This window comes from Sulfurospirillum sp. (genome assembly GCF_036802865.1).
Taxonomy (GTDB): domain Bacteria; phylum Campylobacterota; class Campylobacteria; order Campylobacterales; family Sulfurospirillaceae; genus Sulfurospirillum.
In genome coordinates this window covers 596,199-621,714 of sequence record NZ_DAIRVK010000001.1, presented here as the reverse complement: position 1 = coordinate 621,714, position 25,516 = coordinate 596,199, and the positions used below count along the sequence as shown (strand labels likewise).

Sequence of the window (25,516 nt, the reverse complement as noted above, 5' to 3'; positions counted from 1 at the left end):
TTTTAAACAGTGAAAATAGATAATGAACTCCTCCAAAAACTAGAAAAACTCTCTTCTTTAAAAATAAGCGATGAAAAAAGAGAAGGTGTCATTAACCAGCTGAGTGAAATTGTCTCCTTTGTTGAAAATCTCAATGAACTTAATCTTGACAAAGAAGAAGCAACCTTTACAACGCTCAGTGGTGGTACACCCTTGCGTGAAGATATTCCTAGTGTAAATCGCGAAATTATTAAAACAATTTTAGACCATGCACCACAAAGCGAAAATGGCTTTTTTGTTGTTCCCAAAATTATCGAATAAGCCTAAATTAAAGAGAGAAAAATTATGAGTTCACTTAACATTAAAGCATTATTAAAAAATGTGGTCGCGTATAAAGCGTCCGACCTGCACCTTGTAAGTCGCAGTGAACCTCAAATTAGAATCGATGGTAAACTTGTTTCTCTTGATATGGAAAAATTGAGTGGCAATGTGATTGAAGAGCTCTGTTATACGCTCATTTCAGACAAACAAAAAAAGAAACTTGAAGAAGAAAAAGAGCTCGACTTTGCCATTATGTTCCCCGACATTGGTCGTTTCCGTGCCAATTATTACTATACGATCAACAGTGAATTAGCAGCTGCATTTAGAATTATTCCCATTAATATTCCTTCACTGGATGATCTTAATACGCCTGTTGTCTTTAAAGAACTTATCAATCGAGAAAAAGGGCTTATTTTAGTTACAGGCCCCACAGGAAGTGGTAAATCAACGACTTTGGCAGCACTTTTAAATGAAATAAATGTATATGAAAATCGACACATCATTACCATTGAAGACCCCGTCGAGTTTATTCATACTAATAAAAAATGCCTTTTCTCACACCGCAATGTAGGCGAAGATACCAAAAGCTTTTCAAGAGCACTTAAATTTTCACTACGACAAGATCCTGATATTATTTTGGTGGGTGAAATGCGCGATCAAGAAACCATTAGTACAGCCATCACTGCTGCTGAAACAGGTCACTTGGTTTTAGGAACACTCCATACCAATTCAGCCGTTCAAACCATCAACAGAATTGTCGATAGCTTTGAAGGCGCAGAACAAGTACAAGTACGTAACATGCTAGCAACCTCGTTACACTCTGTCATTTCGCAAAGTTTACTTCCGAAAATTGGTGGAGGACGAGTTGCGATTCATGAAATTATGATTAATAATGCAGCTATTTCAAACTTGATTCGTGAAAATAAAATTCATCAACTTTACTCCCAAATGCAGCTCAATCAGCAAAAGACAGGCATGATCACGCAAACGCAAGCGATGATGAAAAGTCTCAAAGCCAATCTTATTACAAAAGAAGATGCCATCCGCTACTCAACACAGCCTCAAGAGCTCCTCAACAATCTGGGAATATAAAAAGAAGATTTTACTAATATTACAGCTTATTCAAGCTATACTAAAGCACAAAAAGCTCTAAAATAATGGGTAAAAAGGCACCTATGGTCATGAACAATGGTAATCATATCGCAGAAATGGTTTTTCAACTTGCAGAAGAAACCTTTGCAAAACTTAAAGATTTAAACATTCCTCCTTATCCAAAATATTATCACGATACCTTTGTTGAAACCATGCAAAAAAGCGGCGATGCAGAGATGATTGATCTCTCAAAAAAACACAGTTATCTTTTTTCTAACGCTGGGCAAGAAGAGATGGTCAGCGAAACATGCTTTGGTTTGATGAAAAAAGGATTAGAAGAGTTTGTTAAAACCAATGATAACCTAAAATCTATTTCCGATGCAACAGCGATTAACATCGACAATATCAAAAAAGATTATGAAAGTGTTGACACACGCCAAGTTTTACAAGCCTTTGATAATTTTCAAAGCAGAATTTTTCATGAATTGCAAGCAGCAGATGAAACAATAGTAAAATTGAAACTCGAAGTTGAACGTTTAGAGCGGGAATCAAATATTGATCCTTTAACAAAAGCACACAACCGAAGAGTCTTGGTCAAAGATTTGGAAGAAGTGCTAAGTTTTGGTAAAGACAAAGACATGGATATGCACCTTGTTATGTTTGATGCCGATGATTTCAAACAAATCAACGACTCTTTTGGACACATTGCAGGCGATAAAACACTTATCTTTTTATCCAAACTCATTCAAAATTCCCTTCGCAGAGGCACACGTATTTATCGTTATGGTGGTGAAGAATTTGTGGTTATTTTAAATCGTACCTCTTTTGATGAGGCAACTAAAATTGTAGAACGCATTATCAAAGAGACAAGCGATAGTAAGTTACTTTATAAAAACCATGACATTCATTTAACGCTTAGTGCGGGTATTTGTTCGCATAAACACACCATGAGTGCGGATGACCTTTTGGATAAGGCTGACAAAGCATTGTACGAAGCCAAAAGAAGTGGTAAAAACTGTTTTAGGAGCGCACAATAATGGCGAACGTTTCCATGTTTGATATAATCTCTTTAGCTTTAGTGCTTATTTTAGGAATAAAAGGTATTATTAATGGCTTTATTAAAGAAGTTTTCGGACTTTTAGGCATTATTGGCGGTATCTATTTTGCATCTCGTTATGCCGCAGAAGCGGGCAAAATGATCAGCAGTCATTTCTTTGCATTTAACAACCAAGCATCCCTATACCTTTTTGGTTTCATTGCGGTTTTAATTGTTGTTTGGATTACTTGTATATTTTTAGGTTATCTTATTGCACAAGCTTTGAGTCTAAGTGGACTGAGTATGATCGACAAACTTGCTGGTTTTGTTGTTGGTAGTATGAAAATATTTTTAGTATTTGCTGTTTTAGCAGTAACACTGAGCAATATTGAATTTGTTAAATCACGGATAGAGCCTTATGTCGCTAAAAGTATGATGTTCCCACTCTTCTTGGAAACAGGTAACTATATTGTTAAACTTGATACAAACACAATGTTTGAGAGCCTTCAACCTAAAGAGAAAACAAATCCTTAAATGAGGTCAGAATGAGTACATTTGAAAATCTTGAATACAGCTCTTTACTCACAAGCTTTAAAGAGCTATTGAAAAACAACAGCCTAAAATTTACAAAACAACGTGAAGTGGTTTTAAAAACATTGTATGAAAAAAATGACCATTTTACGCCTGAAGATCTTTATATTTTTCTAAAAAGTACATACCCCGAACTCAATATTGGGATTGCTACCGTGTACCGTACGCTTAACCTTTTAGAAGAGTCTCATATGGTCACTTCGATCTCTTTTGGTGTCGCAGGTAAAAAATTTGAGCTTGCAAACAAACCGCACCATGACCACATGATCTGTAAAAGCTGTGGTCTTATTATCGAATTTCAAAATGATAAAATTGAACAACTGCAACTCGAAATCGCACAAGCGAATCGTTTCATAATTACCAGCCATTTGATGCAATTACGCGGTCTTTGCGAAGAATGTGCTAAAGAAAAGTAAACCCTAGAGAAGAGGAAAAGATTTGATATTTCAAGACCAATACCAACAACAACGTATCGAAAAAGGAAAAGCGCTCCAAGCGATTGGCCGTAATCCGTACAGACACAATATTATAAAAGACACCAGCACCAAAGAGTTTTTAGAATGCTATGAGTACGTCATTGATAGTGAACTCAAACGCGATGAAAACAAGAACAATACCGTTGTAGGACGTATCAAATTTTTGCGCCACATGGGTAAAGCTGCTTTTGCAAAAATTGAAGATGAACAAGGCATATTACAAATCTATTTTAGCCGTGAATCCATTGGCGAAGAGTGGTTTGATGAAGCAAAAAAACTGGTTGAAGTCGGTGATATCATCAGCGTAACAGGTTTTCCATTTGTCACCAAAACAGGCGAACTCTCTTTACATGTTAAAGCGTTAGAAGTCGCAACCAAGTCAATTGTTCCATTGCCTGAAAAATTCCATGGTCTGCAAGATAAAGAATTACGATATAGAAAACGCTACCTTGACATGATCATGAACGCAGATGTACGCAAAACCTTTAAAATCAGAAGTAAAATTGTAAGTGAGATCCGCCATTTCTTTGAAGAGCGCGACTTTTTAGAAGTTGAAACACCGATGATGCATCCTATTGCAGGGGGCGCCAATGCTAAGCCATTTGTTACCCATCACAATGCCTTAGGAGTGGATCGTTATCTTAGAATTGCACCTGAACTTTACCTTAAACGTCTCGTTGTGGGTGGGTTTGAAGCTGTTTTTGAAATTAACCGTAACTTTAGAAACGAAGGTATGGATCAAACGCACAACCCTGAATTTACGATGATTGAATTTTACTGGGCTTACCACAACTACCATGATTTAATGCATTTAACCGAAGAAATGTTTGATGTATTGCTTAAAAAACTCAAACTTCCACGTAAGCTTCCTTATGGCGAAATCGAAATTGATTTTTCAAAACCATTCCATAAAATTGCCTTTAGAGCGGCACTCTCAGAAATCGGTGGCGTCCCTGATGAAATTTTAGATGACCGTCTTCAAATTGTTAAGTATATTACGGACAAGGGATTTAGCGTTGATGCTAACTTTAGCCTTGGTAAACTTTATGAAGAGCTTTTTGATCTTTTTGTTGAAGAAAAACTGATTAATCCAACATTTATTATTGATTACCCTATTGAAATTAGCCCGCTAGCACGTAGAAGTGAAGTGAATCCTAACATTGCAGAGCGCTTTGAGCTCTTCATTGCCGGGCGAGAAATCGCCAATGGATTTAACGAACTAAACGATCCTCTGGATCAATACGAACGATTTGCAAAACAGTTGCAGGCTAAAAATGCAGGTGATGATGAAGCCCATGAAATGGACGAAGACTATGTTCAAGCACTAGGATATGGCTTACCACCAACAGCAGGACAAGGACTAGGAATTGATCGTTTGACGATGCTTTTAACCAATGAGCAATCGATCAAAGATGTTATTCTTTTCCCAGCTATGAAGCCGCTGAATGATAATGATGAACAAACACAAAACGATGAGGAAGAAAAATGAGTATTTTAAAAAATGTTGACCCCGCTGTTTACGACATAATTGAAAAAGAGTTGCACCGCCAATGCGACCATCTTGAGATGATCGCCAGTGAAAACTTCACATACCCTGCTGTTATGGAAGCAATGGGTAGTGTTTTCACCAACAAATACGCTGAGGGCTATCCTGCAAAACGCTACTACGGTGGTTGTGAATTTGCAGATGCTGTTGAACAACTTGCGATTGATAGAGTCTGTAAACTTTTCGGCTGTACCTATGCCAATGTTCAACCAAATTCAGGTAGTCAAGCAAACCAAGGTGTGTATCAAGCGCTTCTTAATCCATTCGACAAAATTTTAGGTATGGATTTAAGCCACGGCGGTCACTTAACACACGGTGCAAAAGTGAGTAGCTCAGGTAAAACCTATTCAAGTTTCTTTTACGGTGTTGAGCTTGATGGTCGCATTAACTATGATAAAGTAAGAGAGATTGCCCATATTGTTAAACCTAAAATGATTATTTGCGGCGCAAGTGCTTATGCTAGACAAATTGACTTTGCCAAGTTTAGAGAGATCGCAGATGAAGTAGGTGCATACCTTTTTGCAGACATTGCACACATCGCTGGTTTAGTTGCTGCGGGTGAGCATCCAAGTCCATTCCCACATTGTCATGTTGTTACATCGACAACACACAAAACACTTCGAGGTCCTCGTGGTGGTATCATTCTTACCAATGACGAAGAAATTGCCAAAAAAGTAAATAGCGCTATCTTTCCTGGCATTCAAGGTGGTCCATTGGTACATGTCATCGCCGCTAAAGCCGTTGGTTTTGCTGAAAACTTGAAACCTGAATGGACAGCTTATGCAAAACAAGTGCGTGCCAATGCAAGAGTTCTAGGTGAAGTTCTTACAAAAAGAGGTTATGATCTTGTCAGTGGCGGTACGGACAATCATATGGTTCTTGTCTCTTTCCTCAACAAAGAATTTAGCGGTAAAGAGGCGGATCTTGCTCTTGGTCGCGCTGGTATTACTGTCAATAAAAATACCGTTCCAGGTGAAACACGAAGTCCATTTGTCACCAGCGGTGTTAGAATTGGCTCACCTGCACTTACAGCACGTGGTATGAAAGAGAAAGAGTTTGAAATCATTGCAAACAAAATTGCAGATGTCCTTGATAATATCAACGATGAAGCATTACACGCAAAGATTAAAGACGAAATGAAAGCGTTAGCAAGCAATTTTATTATTTATGACAGACCAACCTACTAAGGGAAATTATGTACAATATTGACGTCTCTCTCATCAAAATGATTACGGATCACTATTGGATCAAACGTGACAATATTGTCCAAAAGATTGATTTTGGCGGGAGAGTCTTTTTTGATAAGTATGAGCGTATTGATCAGCCTTTGAGCAACAGTATTATCAAAGATCATCTTGATGGGAAAATCACCGTTGCTCACTCGTTGATTAACCGCTTTGACAAAGTCGAAAACATTGTTTTCGACTATAATGGAAGAAATACCGAGCGATTTTGGCATAGGGCACAGCTTTTGCTTAGAGAAGAGGGATTCATCAATTTTACTGCGTATAAAAGTAAAACTGAGGGTCATCTGCATTTGTATGTTCATAAAGGTCATACTACCTTACAAGAGGGGTATCAGATCGCTAAAATGCTCTCAGCAAAGCTTGCGCAAAAGCTTCCACGTGAGTGGAGGATGTTCCCAACGCAGGAGCTTCCAAAAGAGTTTAACATTTTAGCACTGCCTTATGACTTGTACCAAAAAGAGCGAGGCGCTTCTTGGTCGAAGCATATGTAGTCTAACATCAGTCTAAGGAGAAACGATGGAAAATAGAAATGAGCTCAGCGATATTGTATTAGAAAAAGGGGACAATAAAACCCTTAAAATGAAGCGTATCCTTATTTTAGTTGCTTTTTTGATTCTTGTTTTTTTAGTCGCACTTGCAAGCATGAAAGTAGCAAACAAAGGTGAAAAGGATACTTCTAAGTTAATTTTACCACCAGAACCAACGCAAGAGACACAAATTCCGAAAGATGATCAACTCTTTAAACAAGTGCCAATTATTGAAGAGAACCCTAAAAAAGAGAGTTTTGAAGATATGATCAAAACCCTTAAAGAAAAAGAAGCACAAAAACAAGAAGATGCAAAAGGCTCTGATGTCAAACCAAAAGAGACAACAGCACCTGTTACGCCTCCTGTAAAAGAGACAGTGCCTGCAAAGGTTAAAGAAGCGGCACCTGCAAAAGTAAAAGAAGAACCTAAAACACAACCGTTACTTCGTAGTACGGAAGTATCAAGTCCAAGTGCAAGTGCTTCGTCCAAAAGTGGCAATGTAACGCCTGGTATTTACGTTCAAGTTGGTGCTGTAGCAACGGCTCCTGATGCGAAACAGTTGAATGACATCAAATCTAAAGGATTTGAGTGTAAACAATACTCAACGGTGGTCAATGGCAACAACGTAGTTAAACTGCTTATTGGACCTTATGCAACTTCAGCAGAAGCAGAAAGCGCGCTTAGTCTTATTCGTTCAAGTGTTAATAAAAATGCATTTATTTATAGGGTGAAATAAGGTGCTAGCCTCTCGTAAAATTCTTTTCGATCAGCTCACCCCGATTACGATCTTTGCAAAATTGCAGAGCTACTTTGACGGTGAGCTCTGCTTTTTGTTTGAAAGTGCCATCAACAACAATGATGGCAACTTTAGCTTTCTCTTTATTGGTGCACGCGAACGCGTCATTCACCAAAACAATACAAGTGTACATATTGATGAATCAGGCTTTACACATGATTTGGGTACAAATCCTTTTACATACCTCAAAAAACGCTATGCTGAACTGGATAAATCGCTCTATCAAAATCAAGCCAAAGAGTTAGGTGTTGGTTTTGTCGATGGATTTATCGGCTATATCGGTTATGATGCGGTGAAGATTTTTGAGCCACGTTTGAAAGCCCATATGGATCCACTCAAAGATGAAATCAATATCCCTGATATTGACCTTATGCGACCAAAACTCGTCTGTACGTTTTCGCATAAGTCCAATACACTTATTTTAACAACTTTTGTACCAAACATTGCCGAGCAAATGGATAAAATCGAAGATACACTCAAAGAGCCACACATTTATATTCCTATTCAAACGGCTCATGTCGATAAATCCAAAGGCTCTTTTGCTTTTTCTAAAGAACATTTTTTTGACATGGTCGATAAATCCAAAGAGATGATTCGCAGTGGAGATGTTTTTCAGATCCTAATGTCCAACCGTTTTACCCAATACACGAAAATTGATCGCCTGAGTTTTTACCGTATTTTACGCCAAAAAAATCCATCTCCGTATATGTTTTACCTTTCCTATCCTAAGTTTGCCATCATCGGCAGTTCCCCTGAAGTCATGGTAGGACTCAAAGATGGGCATGTTTTACTTCGTCCAATTGCAGGAACACGCAAACGTGGTTCAACGTATGAGAAAGACCAAGCTTACGAGAAAGAGATGCTAGGCGATGAGAAAGAACGAGCTGAGCATTTGATGCTCATCGATCTTGGACGCAATGATCTTGGACGTGTCGCCAAAGTGGGCAGTGTCAAAGTCAAAGAGATGATGCGTGTGGAGCGTTACTCCCACGTGATGCACATGGTCAGCGACATCGAAGCAACACTCGATGTAAAGCATGATATGTTTGATCTTTTTGCAGCCACCTTTACCGCTGGAACGATGACTGGAACACCTAAAATTAGGGCTATGGAGCTTATCAGCGATTTTGAAGGCTTAAAGCGTAGCTTTTACAGTGGTGCTGCGGGTTATTTTGGATTTGATGGTAATATGGACAGTTGTATTATGATTCGTACAGCCTATTTAGATGATGACAAAATCATTTTTCAAGCAGGTGCGGGCATTGTAGCCGACAGTCAACCAGAGCTTGAGTACCTAGAAGTGACCAATAAATTAGGAGCGATGACCAGCTCTTTAGATGACCTTAAAGCGTAATATAACATGTTGCTCTTTAGTATTTTTGGCGATCCTGTTGCACACTCTATCTCTCCACGTTTACATAACACCGTGTTCAAAGCTTTAAAGCTGGATGGTTGTTATATTCGCAAAGCCATCACAGAGCCAGAAAAACTTCTTTCAACATTTCATGCTATGGGACTGGCAGGTGCCAATGTGACTGTCCCGCATAAAGAAGTAGCTTTTGTGCAATGCAATGAAGTACGTGGCATTGCTAAAGAGATTGGTGCGGTGAATACCTTGGTGCGAGAAGGTGAGCGTGTCATCGGATACAACACCGATGCAGAAGGTTTTTTTGAAGCCATAAAAAGTTTTGGCTACATTCGAAATGCTCTCATTTTAGGAGCAGGTGGAACAGCTAAAGCGATTGCTGTGATTTTAAAAGAACGCGATATTGAAGCTACTATTCTCAACCGTTCTGCTTCCAGACTGGCATTTTTTGAGGCGAAAGGCTTTACATGTAAAACATGGGAAACCTTCTCACCCATGCCTTACGACCTCATCATCAATACCACTTCTGCTGGCTTGAAAGATGAAGAGTACCCATGCGATAAAGAGCTTTTAAAAACGATTTTTAAAAATGCAAAATATGCTTTTGATGTCATTTACAATAAACCAACCCCTTTTTTGGAACTTGCACGAAGCTGTCAGCTTACCTGTAAAGATGGCAAAGAGATGCTTTTGTACCAAGGAGTCCTTGCCTTCAATCTTTTTTTCTCCAAGCATTACGACTTTAAAACTATTGAAGCACACATGCGTCCTGCTTTTGAACTCTAAATCTTCCTAAAGGAGAGATAGTGCAACTTGAAAAGACACTAACAAACCCTTATGCACACGACTATCAACTACTGATTAAACATATTCTCAACGCTCCCATTTATTGTGATCCAAACCAAGAAATTGTATACCGTGGTGAAAAGCGTTTTACCTATGCGACTTTTAAAAAACGCGTTCATAAGCTCGCTCATATGCTAACATCAATGGGCGTTAAAGCAGGCGATACGGTTGCTGTGATGGATTATGACTCGCACCGTTATTTGGAGTGTTATTTTGCTATCCCTATGCTTGGAGCGGTGCTTCATACCATCAACATTCGTCTTGCTCCAGAACAAATCCTCTACACGATTGACCATGCCGAGGATGATGTTATTTTGACCCACACCGATTTTTTACCTGTACTTGAGCAGATTAAAGGAAGGCTCGATGTGGAGAACTTCATTGTTTTATCGGATGATGAAAAAATTCCTCCAACCTCTTTACATGTAAAAGGTGAATACGAAGAGCTTCTTGCAAAAGAGAGTGACTTTTTTGACTTTCCTGATTTTAGTGAAAACACACGTGCAACGACTTTTTATACCACAGGAACGACAGGACTTCCCAAAGGCGTTTACTTCACCCATCGTCAACTCGTTCTTCATACACTGGGTGTTCTTTCAACACTGGGAAGTGCCCCAAAACAAGGAAGCTTTCACCAAGACGATGTTTATATGCCGATCACGCCAATGTTCCATGTACATGCGTGGGGATTGCCTTATGTGGCAACGATGCTAGGTGTCAAGCAGGTTTATCCAGGGCGTTATATGCCAGACGTATTGTTAGAACTTATCGACAAAGAAAAGGTCACTTTCTCGCACTGTGTTCCAACCATCATGCATATGCTTTTTAATTCTCCCAAAATAAATGACGTGAATCTTAAAGGATGGAAAGTCATTATAGGTGGGGCAGCTCTTCCGAAGGCAATGTGTAAAGAAGCCCTAAAAAAGGGCATTGATATGTTTACAGGATACGGCATGAGTGAGACCTGCCCTATTCTCAGCCTTGCTCAACTCACACCTGAGATGTTAGAACTGGATGATGAGCAACAAAGTGATATTCGCATCAAAACAGGTCGTCCTATGGGACTTGTAGAGATGCACGTTGTTGATGAGACGATGAAATCCCTCCCCAGGGATGGCATTAGCACAGGCGAAATCGTCGTACGCTCTCCTTGGCTAACTCAAGGCTATTTTAAAGATCAAAAAAACTCTGAAATTCTCTGGCATGGAGGCTACTTACATACGGGAGATATGGCAAATGTTGATGCCAAAGGCTATATAAAAATTACCGATAGAGTTAAAGATATTATCAAAGTAGGTGGCGAATGGGTCTCTTCTTTAGAGCTTGAAGACATTATCAATCAACATCCTCATATCAGAGAAGTTGCCGTTATTGGTGTCGAAGATGACCGATGGGGAGAGCGACCTCTTGCACTTGTGGTTGTTGATGCCAATAAAAGCGTAAATGAAAAAGAGTTGCTTATTCATGCAAAAGAGTTCATTAAAAAGGGAATTATGGCAAGGGAAAGTATGCTTTTAAAAATAAAATTTGTTGAAAAAATTGATAAAACAAGTGTTGGGAAAATCGACAAAAAAGAACTTCGAAAACAATACGCGCACTAAAGTACAAAGGAAGTTTACAAGTAAACTTCCTTTTCTCATTTAAAAATCAAAAAGTTGTCCCAAAAAACTCTCTTTCTTCTTATAATGACCTTGTTGCTCATATGACTTATTGTGAGAATACTCTTTATGATGTGATTTTTCAGCTCGTTCATAGTTTTGATTTACAGGAGTAGCCGCAACCGAAGGGAGAGAACGTTCAATGATTTTATCCAATTCACCACGATCCAACCATACACCGCGACACTGAGGACAATAGTCTATTTCAACACCTGATCTCTCACTCATTAAAAGGTCAACCGTTCCACATACTGGGCATTTCATTGCATTAACTCCTTTTTTACGTATTAATTTTAATTATAACAAGGAAGTATGAATAAATTTTAAACTTCAAAATTAACTCTTATTCTCTTCGGAATACTTTATGCATATTTTCAAGGTTTTATATATGTTTTTTTGTCCATAAGGAGGCCTTCTATGAGTATTCGACTTCGCTTAATCATGGCAGCTATCATAAGCACATTGGTAGTTTTGCTGGTTATTGGCATCTCATTTATGACGATTCAAACCGTACAAATCAAAGGATCCCTCTATACGAAAATAATCCTTTCCAAAGACCTTTTAGCTGACATTCTGCCTCCACCTGAATATATAATAGAAGCACGGCTTGTCAACTACGAAATGCTTAACAGCAATCCCAGCAATATGAGTGAACTCAAAGCAAAATTGAACACTTTGAAAAAAGATTTTATGGAGCGTCAAGCGTATTGGAATAGCAGTGATGCTGAATCTATAATGAAAAAATTGGTTACCAATGAGATCAAAAATTCCGCACTGAATTACTTTGAAATGAGTGAAACTAAATTTATTCCAGCACTTGAAAAAAATGATAAAGAAACCGCACAAACTCTTCTTTTGGGTGAACTTAAAAACTTATATGATCAACACCGACAATACATTGACCAACTTGTTGTAATGGCAAATGAGCAAGCTCAAAATGATGAAGAGAGCGCTAATGGGGCATTGACAAGAGGTTTTATTATTATGAGTTTATCTGCTTTGTTGGGTATCCTTATACTTCTTGCGACTCTAGGTTTGACCAATACGATTATTCTTAAAAATATTAATCGACTTAAAAGTATTGCAGCAGCGCTTGCTTCGGAAAAAGGCGATCTTTCCAGACGCTTACCAATTGAAAGTAATGATGAGATAGCACAAACATCTCAACACTTCAATCTGCTCTTTGATAAATTTGAAAAAAGTGTCTCTTTAGCGCAAGAAGAAGAGACCAAAATTAAAGAAGCACATGAACAAATTCATCAACATATGAAACGCTCAGAGTTAATGATATCACTCACCGATTTGATGAGTGCAGGTGCCATTCATGGAAGTCTTGACATACAATCGTCTATGCAAACAACCATTAATACCTTACAAAATATTTTAAATCTCAACGATCAAACTTCCATTGTGGTAGGAAGAGTTCATCAGGGTACCCATGAAATCATAACTTCTATGACTCAGATCGTAGAAAAAATTGATGATACGCGTACCAATGCTGAAGGTGTTAATCAAAATACCCATGAAATTGAACAGGTCATTGCACTTATTAAAGATATTTCAGACCAAACCAACCTTCTTGCCCTTAATGCTGCCATCGAAGCCGCTCGTGCCGGAGAACATGGACGTGGCTTTGCTGTTGTTGCAGATGAAGTACGAAAGCTAGCCGAACGCACCCAAAAAGCAACCACTGAGGTTGAAGCAACCATCAACATACTGAAACAAAATGCTGAAACAATGGTAGAGAGCAGTGAAAGTACTGAAACCTATGTTAAAGAGTCTGTTAATCAAGTTGAACGTTTCAAGGAAGATTTGCAAGAACTTACAACCAATGCCAATGCTATTCGCCATGAAAATCTTTTTATTTCCTATGATATATTCATCGAGCTGGCTAAGATTGACCATATTATTTTCAAACTGAATGCTTACAGTTCACTCTTTCATAATGAAGAAAAAACAACGTTTGTAAATCATCACCAATGCCGATTGGGGAAATGGTACGAAACGGGTGATGGTAAAAAATCATTTGGTAATGTTGCAAGTTACACTCTTCTTGATGCACCTCATCACACTGTTCACGATAAAGTTGAAGCCTCTTTAAGCTGCATTGCAAAAGGGAATTGTGTTGAAGAATCTGAAACTATCTTGGAAAATTTTAGAATAGTGGAAGCCAAGAGCAAAGAGCTTTTTACCATTTTAGATCGAATGGTAAAAGAAGCCAAAAAGGGATAAACCGAAAATTATACTTTATACCTCGATAAACAACTTTGTAAAACATGCTTCTTTTTAAGAAATCATAAATAAAAAGCGTATTGATACTCTAATTTTATGTTTAAGCATTAAAATAAAAATTTCTTTAAAGCAAGAATATCTACTGTATATTATAAGGAATTTAAAATGTCACTCGTATATTTTTTTTAATAGGTTTATTAGCAATTATATTTCTATTTTATACTCATAATCCCTATTATATGAGCCTTTAAATCAATTATTTGTATAGGAGAAAAATAATAAAAATAAATTTAATATTAATTTATATTATTATTATTTTTTTTAATAACCAATACCAAAAAAACCTTATTTTTATGCTACACTAGCAAATTTTATCCAAATAACAATTCCATATAAAGAGAGATAATGTCTTTTTTTTCTCATGTTTTTAACACACTATTTTCATTTTTTAAACGTTCACAATATACTTCCTTAAGTCAAATTAAGAAAAAATTTCTTGAGCAAGATCATCTCTTTAAACATATACTGGATACGTCAAGCGTAGCTATTTTTCTCATCAATATGGACGGAAAAATTACGCATGCGAATAAGTGCATGGCTGAGATGTTTTTATACCCGATTGATGAACTTATAGAACATATAAACTACCTTGATCTTGTGCATTCAAGCGAAAAGACAGAGAGTGAGCATAGGCTTATCGCTTTACTCTCTAATCAAATTCCTTCAATAGAACTAGAACGTATTTACGTGCGTAGCGATAAAAGCTATTTTTGGGGACGATTTACAGGACGTATTTTCTACAACACTCAAGGTGAAAAAATTGGTGCTGTTGCCGTTATTGCTAATATTCATGATGAAAAATATGCACAACATTGCGAAGCACATCATAAACATCTTTTACAGATGCTTGCACACAAAGAACCTCTCCCCTCCATTTTACATGTCATGATTGAAGAGTTGCAAACCATTGATCTTAAACGCATTTCAGGTAGCATTATTTTAATGGAAGAGAGCAAGCAAAACTTCTACCTTGGCGCAACCTCTCAAGGATTAGATCAAGAAAGTTTTGCTTTACTCAAGCGCACAAAATTGGATGCGACACTATTCTCGCTCCTTCAATCTTTGCCCACTACAATTCAGTCATTTAACTTGCTTGAAATAGGGCTAGAGTGGAGTCAAAAAGCGCAAGAATTTCAACTTAATCCCTCTTACTATTATTGGATTGTACCTATATATACCTCATCTCGTACTTCTCTAGGAGTTTTATTACTTTGCACTATGGATCGCCAAACGCTCAGTAACAAAGAGCGCAAGCTTATTGAAGATGATGTCGAATTTATAGCTCTTGCAATTGAAAAAAGTCAAAATGATGCCAAATTACAACTTGCAGCCAATGTCTTTACCCATTCCAAAGAAGGCATTATTATTACCGATCCCAATGGTACCATTATTGAAGTGAATGATGCATTCTGTCATTCATGTGGTTATGGTATGCAAGAAATTATTGGTCAAAATCCTCGCATTCTTAAATCGGGACGTCAACATCTTTCTTTTTACAAAATGATGTGGGAGAGTATTTTGACCAAAGGAAATTGGAAAGGTGAGATTTGGAATCGCAATAAAAACGGTAGCATCTATGCGGAGATGATCACTATCAGTGCTATAAAAGATACTCAAGGGGAAATTCAGCATTTTGTAGCACTTTTTACAGATATTAGCGGTATTAAAGAACATGAAAAAGAACTCGAACATCTTGCCCAACATGATGCACTCACCGCTTTACCTAACCGCTTTTTACTTAAAGATCGACTATTGCAAGCTATTGCTGAGTCTAAGCGTTATCAGACCTATCTAGCTGTTGTCTATATCGATTTGGACGGTTTCAAAGCAATTAACGATACATATGGTCATGCTATGGGCGATAAACTTCTCATTATTGTATCACAATACATCACGTCAATTATCCGCCAAAATGAAACAGTCGCACGGTTAGGTGGCGATGAATTTCTCGTGCTTTTAAGTGATCTAAAATCTATGGAGATGTGCGAGCCTATTTTACAACGCTTTATTGACATACTGAATACACCCATAGCCATTGATAATATTACCTTAAATGTAAGCGCTAGCATCGGGGTGAGTTTTTATCATCAGGAGATCGAAGATACAGAAAATCTTATCGAAAATGCCGATAAAGCAATGTACCATGCAAAGCAACTTGGCAAAAATCGTTACGTCTTTTTTGAAGAATCGATGCGTTCTTAAGTTTTAGTACGAGACTCAAGTGCTTTGGATAAAGAGAGCATATCGACATTTTCAAGATGTACGCCAGTAGGAACACCTTGGGCAATTTTAGTGAAATGAAGGGTATGGTTTTTGAGCTTATCTTCGATAAATAAGATAAGCCCATCGCTTGCCATTGAAGGAGTCAACGCAAAAATCATCTCTTTAACACCCTCTTTAACAATGCTCTCAAGCCTTTCCAAAGTCTCTTCTTCTAAGTCACCAAGAACAAAATAACGCCCATCAAAAAGCTTATGTTCTTCCAATACAAAAATATCTTTAGCACTTTCAACGATGCAGAGCTTTTGGACATCACGTCTTTCATCCAGACAAATGTCGCAAATTTCATGCTCACTAAGTGCGCCACACCTCTCACATTTACGAATGCTTTTAATGGCACTTTCAATAGCATTGGCAAGTTTCATAGCAGAAAATGTGTCGCTTAATACCAAATGATATGCAAACCTTACAGCGGATTTTCGCCCAACGGTGGGGAGTTTTTCAAATGCCTCGACAAGTTTATTGAACTTCTCTAATCCTCGCATCATACAGCGCATCCTTTGGAAAAATCGATACTAAATTGATGGTACCCCTCTTCATAGCTATAAACCACTTCTAACCCATGTTGTGCAATAATGTTTTTAACAATGTAAAGCCCAAGTCCAAGCCCGCTACCACACGCTTTTGAGCCAGATACAAACGGTTGAAAATATTCATCAACCGACATTTTAAGAGGTTCACCCTCATTAGCAATAATCACCGTTTGATCTTTACTTTTGATAAACACATTGTGATTGAGACTGTGTTTCATTGCATTGTCCATCAAATTCTTGAGTGCTAATGCCATCAGATCAAAATCAACATTCACTTTAAAATCAAAATCACCCTCAACATGGACTTGCTCTTCGCATTTTTTCTCATCTAACATCAAAAGATCAACCGCTTGATCGATAACATGCATGAGCGAATACTCATGAAGTGTAAGCTCATAACGTTTAGATGTGATTTGCTCAATTTTTGAGAACTCTGAAATGAGCATATCGAGTCTTCCAAAAACACCCACAAGACGTTTTTTCGCTGTGGCATCTTCAAGCATCTCTGCTACAATGCGCCCTTTCCCAATGGGCGTTTTAAGCTCATGCATAATGGTACGCAAAAAGAGCTGTCTTGCATTGACCAAATCACTTATTTTTTTAACAGCACGATCAAACTCATTGGCAACTTCACCAATTTCATCATTTGATTCACTTTTACATTCAATGCTTAAATCCCCACAAGCAAATTTTCGTATTTGAGAGCTTAGTGTCTTAAGTGGTGCAATGCTTTTAAAAATAGAAACATACATATAGAGTAAAATACACAATGCAATGACAAATACAACCCATAAACTCTCATTAAAATTTTTGTATTCTTGGCTTTCCAACAAAACACTTGACTCAAAATTATCGATAAAAAGGTAATAGCGATCATTATAAACGATGGATGAAAAACGACTAATGGGAGAGAGCTTTTGAAAAATCACGACACCACTTGCCAGTACCGAATCGCGTAAATGTTTACTCGAAACTTTTTTGAGTCCAAAATTATTGAAGTACTCTTCAATGTCGCCTGGTTGCACGTTGTTTCGATACATGACCAAAAGATAATTGACCGATTGAATTTGGCGTTGTTTCATATTTTCTAAGTTTTTATCACTCTGATGTTCCAACAAAAGAGCAAAAAACATTGCTAACAAAAAAAGTGAGAGAAAAAAGATCGCGCTGATCTTGTTTAAAATTGAATTTTTAATCATCCAACCAGCTTATACCCAATCCCTCGAACCGAGTGGATGTATTCAGGGCTTTTTGAGTCATCATTAATCTTTGCTCGCAACCGTCCAATAATGACATCTAAACTTTTTGAGCCTTTATCTTTGAGGGATTTGCAATTGTAAACCAGTTGTTCACGAGAGATCGAAAACCCATTTTGTTTGATCATGTAAGAGAGTATCTCATACTCTGCTGGTGTCAAATTTAAAACTTCATTTTTAAAAGAAATTTCATGGCGTTTTTCATCTACTAAAAAGACACTTTGACTTTGCTGCTCTTCAGGAGATGAACTTTTTTTATAGCGACGAATCAAGCTTTGAATACGGGCATACATCTCTTTAGGATCATAAGGTTTTGGAAGATAGTCATCTGCACCGATTTGAAGGCCAATGACTTTGTCGCTAATGTCGCTTCTTGCAGAAGAAATGATGATAGGAATATCATACTTTGCTACCACTTCTTTACACACTTCAAGACCATCCATACCAGGCAAAGTAAGGTCTAAGATTAAAAGATCGTACTTTTTAACACCTGCACTAAGCCCTAAATAAGGGTCTTCAAAATTGGTAATTTTAATATTGTATTTTGCAAGATATTCACTTAAAATTTCGGCAAACTCAGCATCATCTTCGATCATTAAGACGTTAATCACTTTTGGTACCTTATGGGTTATTTTTTATAAGGTTAATTATACAGAATTTGAGGGTGTTTTAAAAAGAGAAGACCTCCGAAGAGGTCTTAGGGGATGAAGATTTGAACTTTTATTTACTAGCAGGCGCCGTTGCAGGTGCTGCAGAAGCAGGTTTTTGTGGTTTTTGCGCCATTAAAGTTTTCAGCTCTGCACGTTGCTCTTTGGTTAAAATATTAAACACTTTTTCCATATGGTCTGCTTGTAAAGCAACCATTTTTTCATGCATCTCATTATGCATTTTGATGAACTCTTTTTTATTGAAACTGTCACCGCTCATCATATCTTGCATTTTGGTTGCCATTTTAGGATCACGAAGTTTGGTCATTTCCAGTTTCATTTCACTGTGCAAAACTTCTAATTTATGGCGTTGATCATCCGTGAGATTGAGTTGTTGAAACATACCCATGCCACCTCTGTTACCATGCATCATCATACCTTGTTGACCTTGCATCATGCCACCGCCTTGCATCATTCCCATCTCAGATTGCATCCCTTGACAGTTACCTCCACCAAAGGCGAAAGCGCTGGTAGTGCCTAGCGCAACTAAAGTTGCTAGTGTTAAGATTGTCTTTTTCATTGTGTACTCCTTAAAAGTTTTATGATGAAATAGTACACCCCTGCTATTAACCAGCCTTTAACCGTTTGTTAACGTACCTTAACAACCAAAATTTAAACTACTTTTTGATAAAATCTTGATCTTCAAAAACTTACCTATAAAGAGAAAATAGTGGATTTAGAATATTATGAAATATTGGAAATTACCAAAACAGCAGATGCAGCAGAGATTAAAAAAGCGTACCGAAAATTAGCACTACAGTACCACCCCGATCGTAACCAAGGGGACAAAGAGGCTGAAGAAAAATTCAAAGCGATCAATGAAGCTTATCAAGTTTTAAGTGATGAGCAAAAACGCTCAACCTATGACCGTTATGGTAAGCAAGGACTCGACTCACAAGGTTTTAGCCACTTCTCCGATATGCGTTATGAAGACATTATGGGCGACCTAGGCTCTATCTTTGAGTCAGTCTTTGGTGGAGGCTTTAGCAGTGGTGGTTTTGGCGGAGGCGGATCAAAACAAAATAGAAAATATAACCTAGACCTTGAAGCTGAAGTAACTTTAGCGTTTAATGAAGCCATTTTTGGCACCAAAAAAGAGGTTAGCTTTTCGTATAAAAAGCCCTGCGAGACCTGTGAAGGTACTGGAAGCAAAGACAAATCAAAAGCGACCTGCAAAGAGTGTAAAGGCAAAGGTCAGGTATTCTACCGCCAAGGCTTTATGACATTCTCGCAAACATGTCCTGAGTGTAATGGTAAAGGTAGTGTTGTAACAAATCCATGCCCAAGCTGTAATGCTAAAGGCTTTAGTCAAGTTGATGACAAGGTCACTATTGATATCCCAGAAGGTATTGACAATAACAACCGCATTCGGGTAGCAGGTCGTGGTAACATTGATGAGCGTGGAGCAAAAGGCGATCTTTACATCCTTGTGCATGTGAAAGAAGATGAGCATTTTGTTCGCCATAACGATGACATTTACATTGAAGTGCCTGTGTTTTTCACACAAGTAGCACTGGGCCAAACGATTAAAATTCCAACGATTCGCGGTGAAGCAGAGCTTGAGCTTCCTCTTGGTGCAAAAGATAAACAACAGTTTATTTTCAAAAAAGAGGGTGTTAAAAATGTTCATACCCATCAACTGGGTGGCATGATCGCACAAATTTCAATTCGTTACCCTAAAAAAATTACCAAAGAGCAAAAAGAGTTACTCGAAAAACTCCAAGCAGAATTTGGTATCGAGACTAAGCACAAAGATGAGAAGTTTGAAGGCGTATTTGATAAAATCAAAAGTTGGTTTAACTAAGCAATGCAAGCTTTTATAGAGTATCAAGGCGAAACGCTTTGCTACTCTATTATCACGAACCGTCGTCTTAAACATCTCTACATCAAAATTGACCCTATCAAAGGGGTCATTGTTAAAACGCCCTCTTATACAAAAGAGTATATTCACTCTCTTGTTGTACAAAAAGCCGAATGGATATTTTCAAAAGTCAAAGCCGCACAATCACGTACGACAGTACTAGAACTCTTTGAAACAGAAGGGAAAGTGCTCTATTTGGGCGAGCCTATTTTAATGCATACCAAACAAACACCTGAAACTTTTTACAAAGAGAAAACGGTTCCTTTAGTGACGAGGCTTGTTGAAGAGTGGAGCTTTTTAATGGGTGTTAAGCCTTCTAAAATAAGCTTTCGTAAAGCCAAAAAACGGTGGGGAAGTTGCTCACATACCAATGAGCTAAGCTTCAACCTCAGCCTTGCGCAACTGCCTCTGGAGTGCATTACCTACATCGTCATCCATGAACTCTCTCACATCGAACACAAACACCACCAAAAAGCCTTCTGGCAATGCGTATATGAGTTTATGCCTGAGTATAAACAGTGTGAGAAAATTCTTAAAAACTATTCACCAACGCTTTCCTGAAAAAAATCTTCAATGGGACACTCTAAAACATGCGCTATCTTCAAAAGGTGCTCTAGATTAAAATGTTGCCCCTTATGATAAACCTCAGCTTGAGAGATAAGCCCAACCGATTTATACCCTAACGCTTGAGAAAGAGCCAACTGCGAATAACCTTTACGCTCACGAAGTCTTTTAACATTTTTCCCAATTTTACAATGGAATTTTTCAATACAATAAGTGTCTAAAATTTTAGTCATTTTCAAAACCATCTTTATATTTTCAGCAACTCAAGCTTATTTTTAACGCATCGCTTGAATTACTTTACATACATTTTATTCCTTTCGCGTCACAGAACGCGTCACAGAATGAAAAAATATTTTTCTTTATATATTTATTTTCATTTCAACATAGCAAATAGAATACTAGCTTACGTTACACATAGTAATAACTATTTGAAATTAATTAATCGATATGCTTTAATTAGATGTTTGAAACAAAAAGGAGTTTTTCTTATGAAAAAAAGTTTGATCGTAGCATCATTATTAATGATTGGCACTTCATCTGCATTAGTTGCAGCTGAAACGGGTAATGAATGGTTTGTAGGTGGCGAATTTGGTGGTATGAGTATGCATACTAAAACCTCTGGTTCAGCAAATATCCCAAGCTTAGGAATTAATACGTCTGGGGAATCTAAAGAGACTATTAACAGCACCTATGAAGGTATCAAAGTAGGTAAATATTTTGACTTCGGTAGAATTTATGGAAACTTATCTTATCAAAATAAAAAAGATGATTTATCATCTTATACATTTGGTTTAGGATATGACTACTTATTTAAAAATAAATCTGCTGTTACACCTTTTATTGGTCTCAATGCTTCTTATAGCAAAGGTAAATATGATAATGAAACTGCAAAAGACCTTGGACTTGATAAACCAAAAGGTTTTAACTATGGTCCAGAAGCTGGTTTTCTATACTCCGTTACCAAAAATACAGAGTTAGAAATAGGTGTCCGTTATATGATTAGCGATGCAAAGGATACATTCTCAATAGATGATGGTACAAATCAAGCGGACATTAAGATTGAAACTGAGAAGGTCATTCAATACTATGTTGGGCTAAACTACAAATTCTAAAACTACAAAAGTGTGTCTTTAGCCAACGGCTAAGGACAAACACTCTCTTAAAAAAACAATATTCTAAACCCTATTGCGACTAAAACTACACCGCCGAAAATCTCCGCTTTACTTTCAAGCCATGTACCACTTAGTTTTCCTACATAAACACCGATAAAACTGATAACGAAAGTAGTAAGCCCAATAATCCCACAGGCGAGTATGGGGTTGAGTTCTAAAAGCATTAAGCTAAAACCAGCAGCCATCGCATCTATACTTGTTGCTATGGCTAATGTGAGCATAATTTTATTGGTAATCTTAGCAATTTCCTCTTCCACGCCTTCATTGACGCCTTCGTAGATCATCTTTGCACCTATAAGAAGTAAAAGCCCAAAAGCAATATACGAAGCATAACTGCTTACAAAACCCAAAACACCTTTTCCACCTAAATAACCAATAAGAGGCATGATAGCTTGAAAAATACCAAAGAAAGCTCCTGCCTTCCATGCTAGCGATCTGTATTCACCATTTTGTTTAGCCCCAAGGCCAATAGAAACAGCAAAAGCATCCATACTAAGTGCAAATGCCAACAACAACACTTCTATCATTTTAATTCTCCCCAATTATTGCCTATAGCAATGGAAACTTTCAAAGGCACTTCAAGTGTGTAAATCTCTTCCATCACTTTTTGCGCTTGTGTGGCAAAGGCTTCTGCCCTCTCCTCTTTCACTTCGAAAATAAGCTCATCATGGATTTGAAGTAAGAGTTTTGCTTCATCATCCACCAGTGTCGCCATAATTTTATTCATCGAGAGTTTGATAAGATCAGCGGCACTGCCTTGAAAAACCGTATTGACCGCTTCACGAAGGTAGCCTGCGTATTGCATACCATTGGCATGTTCAAAGTCAAAAAAGCGTTTTCGACCAAGCAGTGTCTGAACAAAACCCTCTTTTTTCGCATTCTCAGCAATACCCGTAAGAAAATTTTTAATAGTCGGAAATGTTGCAAAATAACTTTCAATATAACTTTTCGCCTCTTTAGTAGAAATGCCAATCGTTTCAGAAAGACGTTTTGGTCCCATACCATACAATAAACCAAAATTAATGCTTTTTGCCACACTACGTTTGGCGCTGGCTTCTGCTTCACCAAAGAGTTTTAATGCTGTTTCTTTATGAATATCTTTACCTGTTCTAAACGCTTCTACCATTGCTTCATCGCCACTAAAATGTGCCAACAACCGAAGTTCGATTTGCGAGTAGTCAATGCCGATGAGTTTATAGCCCTCTTTTGCCACAAAACCACCACGAACCTCACGCCCCAATTCTGTTTTAACAGGAATATTTTGAAGATTTGGATCTTTAGAGCTTAGTCTTCCTGTGGATGTTCCTGTTTGCATAAACGAGGTATGAACACGCCCCAAAGAAGACTCTTTTGAAAGTTTCAACAATGGCTCAATGTAGGTTGAGCGAAGCTTGTAAAGCTCTCTATACTCCAATATTTTTGCAATACTTGGATGTTTATCTAAAAGCTCGTTAAGTACATTTTCATCGGTACTGTAACCTGTTTTGGTTTTTTTGACCGTAGGAAGTCCCAACTGTTCAAAAAGAACTGCGCCTAACTGTTGTGTTGAGTTCAGGTTAAAAGTAGCTTCGCACAGAGCAAAAATCTCTGCTTTTAAAGCTTCAATAGCACTATCCGTTCGTTTTAAAAGTGTTTCAAAATAAGCACCATCGACCTTGATGCCTTCTCTTTCCATCTTCATAAGTGTTTGAATAAAAGGAAATTCCACCTCTTTGGCAAGATCAAGCAAATGTGGCTCAAGCATTTCATGGAGTTTGTGGTAAAGGCGAAGTGTCATCCACGCATCTTCACTGGCATATTCGCAGGCTTTTTCTAACGGTACGGTGCTAAAGTTTTCACCTTTAGCCACAACATCTTTGAACTTCACCATAGCGTGATTAAAGAAACGAAGGGCTAAGGTATCAAGTCCAACGTTATTTTCTGGATTAAGAAGCCATGCAAGTAGCATAGTGTCGGCATAAATGTGCACATCTTTAATACCAAAATTGTTTTCTATGACAGCAAGATCGTATTTTAGATTTTGTCCTACAACTTTATGGTTCAATAGCATGATTAATGCTCTTTTGGCATCCGCTAAACTGATCTGATCGCCAACACCTAAGTAGTGATGCGCTATAGGCACATAGTACGCTTCCTGGGCATTGATCGCAAAAGAAAATCCAACGATTTTTGCATTATAAGCATCCAATGAATTGGTCTCAGTATCAAACGCGACAATGGCGTCTTCATCAATCCCGTCTATGATGTTAAAAAGCATTTTAGTATCATCCAGTAAAATCGCTTTAAAGCCCGTATTTACAACCTCTTTTGGTTTTACATGTGACGCTTCATTACGTACACGAGAGAGCATGTGGCGTAGTTCATATTTTTCTAACTCATCTGCAATATTAATAAGTGGGTTATCACACGGGAAGTGAAAAGAATCGAACTTATCGGCAATGTTGAGGGAATCATCCAAGCGTACCAACTGCTTACTCAAAAAAGCATTATCGCGTCCTTCTTCTAGCATGGTTTGTACACGAGGATTTGAAACACGCGCCAAGTTCTCATACACGCCTTCAACACTCTCAAAATCATCCAGTAGTTTTTTTGCACCCTTGGGTCCAATACCTTTAACCCCTGGAATATTATCGGCAACATCCCCTACTAAAGAGAGGTATTCATTGATTTTATTGGGGTAAACACCAAATTTTTCAAAACACTTTTCGGCATCAATTTCCATCTTTTTCATCGGATCATAAATCACAACTCGACCGTCATCAATAAGCTGATAGAGGTCTTTATCATGTGTGACAATGCGCACTTTAATATCATGGCTCTTCGCAAAACGAACGGCAGACGCTATGACATCATCAGCTTCGTATCCTTCTTCCTTGTAACATTTAAATCCCATCTTCTCGATCCACGAGATCGCAACAGGCAATTGTGCTTTTAAATCTTCAGGGGCTTCAGGGCGATTTGCTTTGTAGTTAGGGTCTATAGTGTGACGAAAATTCTTCCCTTTACTGTCGAGTGCAAAGAGCAAATAGTCCGTATCGTGTTCATTTTTTATCGCATAAATAAAATTTGCAAAACCTGTTAAAAGCCCTGTAGGAAACCCTTGTGAATTACGCAGTTGTGGAAGGGCATAATAGTTTCTAAAAAAGAAACCAAAGGTATCAATGATGGTAAGTGTTTTCACAAAATCGCCTTTACGTGTAAGGATTTGTACTGTTTTTTGAGTTTTAAAATAACTTTGATAAAAGCTTTTAGGAAGTGAAAGAAGTGCTTGGCTAACTTTTTTAGCATCTTATTTCTCTTTATAACATGCTAAAGATTATAACGCGGATTAGTTAAAAAGCTAATGAGAGAGGTCTCTCATTAGCCTTAA

The 25,516-nt window shown here is 37.7% G+C and carries 25 protein-coding genes; 17 read left to right on the top strand and 8 right to left on the bottom strand.

Annotation, left to right across the window (positions count from 1 at the left end; genetic code table 11):
• The first annotated feature begins 9 nt into the window (after positions 1 to 9).
• The 12 genes from gatC to V7Q04_RS03125 all read left to right on the top strand — a co-directional run bounded on the left by gatC (position 10) and on the right by V7Q04_RS03125 (position 11,424).
• Positions 10 to 300, top strand: a complete 291-nt coding sequence (gene gatC / locus V7Q04_RS03180) for an Asp-tRNA(Asn)/Glu-tRNA(Gln) amidotransferase subunit GatC (protein ID WP_333803458.1) — start codon at positions 10 to 12, stop codon at positions 298 to 300.
• Positions 301 to 324: 24 nt separating this feature from the next.
• Entirely contained in the window at positions 325 to 1,392 is a 1,068-nt protein-coding gene (locus V7Q04_RS03175; protein WP_333803457.1) for a type IV pilus twitching motility protein PilT, read from the top strand.
• A gap of 89 nt (positions 1,393 to 1,481) precedes the next feature.
• Entirely contained in the window at positions 1,482 to 2,429 is a 948-nt protein-coding gene (locus tag V7Q04_RS03170; protein WP_333803456.1) for a GGDEF domain-containing protein, read from the top strand.
• The gene (locus V7Q04_RS03165) at positions 2,429 to 2,962 is read left to right on the top strand and encodes a CvpA family protein (RefSeq protein ID WP_333803455.1); all 534 of its coding nucleotides are present in this window, start codon (positions 2,429 to 2,431) and stop codon (positions 2,960 to 2,962) included. Before V7Q04_RS03170 ends, V7Q04_RS03165 begins: the two co-directional genes overlap by 1 nt.
• Before the next feature lie 11 nt (positions 2,963 to 2,973).
• On the top strand, positions 2,974 to 3,435 hold the full coding sequence (locus V7Q04_RS03160) for a Fur family transcriptional regulator (protein WP_333803454.1): 462 nt from the start codon (positions 2,974 to 2,976) through the stop codon (positions 3,433 to 3,435).
• 25 nt (positions 3,436 to 3,460) lie between these two features.
• Entirely contained in the window at positions 3,461 to 4,984 is a 1,524-nt protein-coding gene (gene lysS, locus V7Q04_RS03155) for a lysine--tRNA ligase (protein WP_333803697.1), read from the top strand.
• Positions 4,981 to 6,228, top strand: coding sequence for a serine hydroxymethyltransferase (locus V7Q04_RS03150; RefSeq protein WP_333803453.1), 1,248 nt, complete (start codon positions 4,981 to 4,983; stop codon positions 6,226 to 6,228). Before lysS ends, V7Q04_RS03150 begins: the two co-directional genes overlap by 4 nt.
• 8 nt (positions 6,229 to 6,236) lie before the next feature.
• The gene (locus tag V7Q04_RS03145; protein ID WP_333803452.1) at positions 6,237 to 6,779 is read left to right on the top strand and encodes a DUF1882 domain-containing protein; all 543 of its coding nucleotides are present in this window, start codon (positions 6,237 to 6,239) and stop codon (positions 6,777 to 6,779) included.
• Positions 6,780 to 6,804: 25 nt separating this feature from the next.
• Positions 6,805 to 7,551, top strand: coding sequence for an SPOR domain-containing protein (locus V7Q04_RS03140; protein WP_333803451.1), 747 nt, complete (start codon positions 6,805 to 6,807; stop codon positions 7,549 to 7,551).
• A 1-nt stretch (position 7,552) separates the two neighbouring features.
• Complete coding sequence (locus V7Q04_RS03135; protein WP_333803450.1) at positions 7,553 to 8,965, top strand: anthranilate synthase component I family protein; 1,413 nt, start codon at positions 7,553 to 7,555, stop codon at positions 8,963 to 8,965.
• Between the two features lie 6 nt (positions 8,966 to 8,971).
• Positions 8,972 to 9,763, top strand: coding sequence for a shikimate dehydrogenase (locus V7Q04_RS03130; protein ID WP_333803449.1), 792 nt, complete (start codon positions 8,972 to 8,974; stop codon positions 9,761 to 9,763).
• A 20-nt stretch (positions 9,764 to 9,783) separates the two neighbouring features.
• Positions 9,784 to 11,424 carry a fatty acid--CoA ligase gene (locus V7Q04_RS03125; RefSeq protein ID WP_333803448.1) on the top strand — a complete coding sequence of 547 codons (1,641 nt, stop codon included), beginning with the start codon at positions 9,784 to 9,786 and terminating at the stop codon, positions 11,422 to 11,424.
• Positions 11,425 to 11,463: 39 nt separating this feature from the next.
• On the opposite strand, the gene V7Q04_RS03120 is transcribed toward V7Q04_RS03125, so the two are convergent.
• On the bottom strand, positions 11,464 to 11,745 hold the full coding sequence (locus V7Q04_RS03120) for a TFIIB-type zinc ribbon-containing protein (RefSeq protein WP_333803447.1): 282 nt from the start codon (positions 11,743 to 11,745) through the stop codon (positions 11,464 to 11,466).
• Between the two features lie 153 nt (positions 11,746 to 11,898).
• Here V7Q04_RS03120 and V7Q04_RS03115 point away from each other — a divergent pair, with 153 nt between their 5' ends.
• On the top strand, positions 11,899 to 13,713 hold the full coding sequence (locus V7Q04_RS03115) for a methyl-accepting chemotaxis protein (protein WP_333803446.1): 1,815 nt from the start codon (positions 11,899 to 11,901) through the stop codon (positions 13,711 to 13,713).
• A 405-nt stretch (positions 13,714 to 14,118) separates the two neighbouring features.
• A complete protein-coding gene (locus tag V7Q04_RS03110) occupies positions 14,119 to 15,975 on the top strand; it encodes a sensor domain-containing protein (RefSeq protein WP_333803445.1) in 1,857 nt (618 codons plus the stop codon).
• Here the strand turns inward: V7Q04_RS03110 and recR are convergent.
• From recR to V7Q04_RS03090, 4 genes are all read right to left on the bottom strand, one after another.
• A complete protein-coding gene (gene recR, locus V7Q04_RS03105; protein WP_333803444.1) occupies positions 15,972 to 16,541 on the bottom strand; it encodes a recombination mediator RecR in 570 nt (189 codons plus the stop codon). The genes V7Q04_RS03110 and recR overlap by 4 nt on opposite strands.
• The gene (locus V7Q04_RS03100; protein ID WP_333803443.1) at positions 16,538 to 17,785 is read right to left on the bottom strand and encodes an ArsS family sensor histidine kinase; all 1,248 of its coding nucleotides are present in this window, start codon (positions 17,783 to 17,785) and stop codon (positions 16,538 to 16,540) included. Before V7Q04_RS03100 ends, recR begins: the two co-directional genes overlap by 4 nt.
• Complete coding sequence (locus V7Q04_RS03095) at positions 17,782 to 18,453, bottom strand: response regulator transcription factor (protein WP_333803442.1); 672 nt, start codon at positions 18,451 to 18,453, stop codon at positions 17,782 to 17,784. The genes V7Q04_RS03100 and V7Q04_RS03095 overlap by 4 nt, the downstream gene beginning before the upstream one ends.
• Before the next feature lie 109 nt (positions 18,454 to 18,562).
• Positions 18,563 to 19,069, bottom strand: coding sequence for a Spy/CpxP family protein refolding chaperone (locus V7Q04_RS03090; protein ID WP_333803441.1), 507 nt, complete (start codon positions 19,067 to 19,069; stop codon positions 18,563 to 18,565).
• 150 nt (positions 19,070 to 19,219) lie between these two features.
• Here V7Q04_RS03090 and dnaJ point away from each other — a divergent pair, with 150 nt between their 5' ends.
• Both dnaJ and V7Q04_RS03080 read left to right on the top strand, forming a co-directional pair.
• Complete coding sequence (dnaJ, locus tag V7Q04_RS03085) at positions 19,220 to 20,353, top strand: molecular chaperone DnaJ (protein ID WP_333803440.1); 1,134 nt, start codon at positions 19,220 to 19,222, stop codon at positions 20,351 to 20,353.
• Between the two features lie 3 nt (positions 20,354 to 20,356).
• The gene (locus V7Q04_RS03080; protein ID WP_333803439.1) at positions 20,357 to 20,971 is read left to right on the top strand and encodes a M48 family metallopeptidase; all 615 of its coding nucleotides are present in this window, start codon (positions 20,357 to 20,359) and stop codon (positions 20,969 to 20,971) included.
• On the opposite strand, the gene V7Q04_RS03075 is transcribed toward V7Q04_RS03080, so the two are convergent.
• A complete protein-coding gene (locus V7Q04_RS03075) occupies positions 20,950 to 21,207 on the bottom strand; it encodes a helix-turn-helix domain-containing protein (RefSeq protein WP_333803438.1) in 258 nt (85 codons plus the stop codon). The genes V7Q04_RS03080 and V7Q04_RS03075 overlap by 22 nt on opposite strands.
• A gap of 255 nt (positions 21,208 to 21,462) precedes the next feature.
• Here V7Q04_RS03075 and V7Q04_RS03070 point away from each other — a divergent pair, with 255 nt between their 5' ends.
• A complete protein-coding gene (locus V7Q04_RS03070) occupies positions 21,463 to 22,086 on the top strand; it encodes an OmpW family outer membrane protein (RefSeq protein ID WP_333803437.1) in 624 nt (207 codons plus the stop codon).
• A 47-nt stretch (positions 22,087 to 22,133) separates the two neighbouring features.
• Here V7Q04_RS03070 and V7Q04_RS03065 read toward each other — a convergent pair whose 3' ends face one another.
• Together V7Q04_RS03065 and polA are read right to left on the bottom strand one after the other, a co-directional pair.
• A complete protein-coding gene (locus V7Q04_RS03065) occupies positions 22,134 to 22,673 on the bottom strand; it encodes a manganese efflux pump MntP (protein ID WP_333803436.1) in 540 nt (179 codons plus the stop codon).
• The gene (gene polA / locus V7Q04_RS03060; protein ID WP_333803435.1) at positions 22,670 to 25,327 is read right to left on the bottom strand and encodes a DNA polymerase I; all 2,658 of its coding nucleotides are present in this window, start codon (positions 25,325 to 25,327) and stop codon (positions 22,670 to 22,672) included. The genes V7Q04_RS03065 and polA overlap by 4 nt, the downstream gene beginning before the upstream one ends.
• Positions 25,328 to 25,516: the final 189 nt, after the last annotated feature.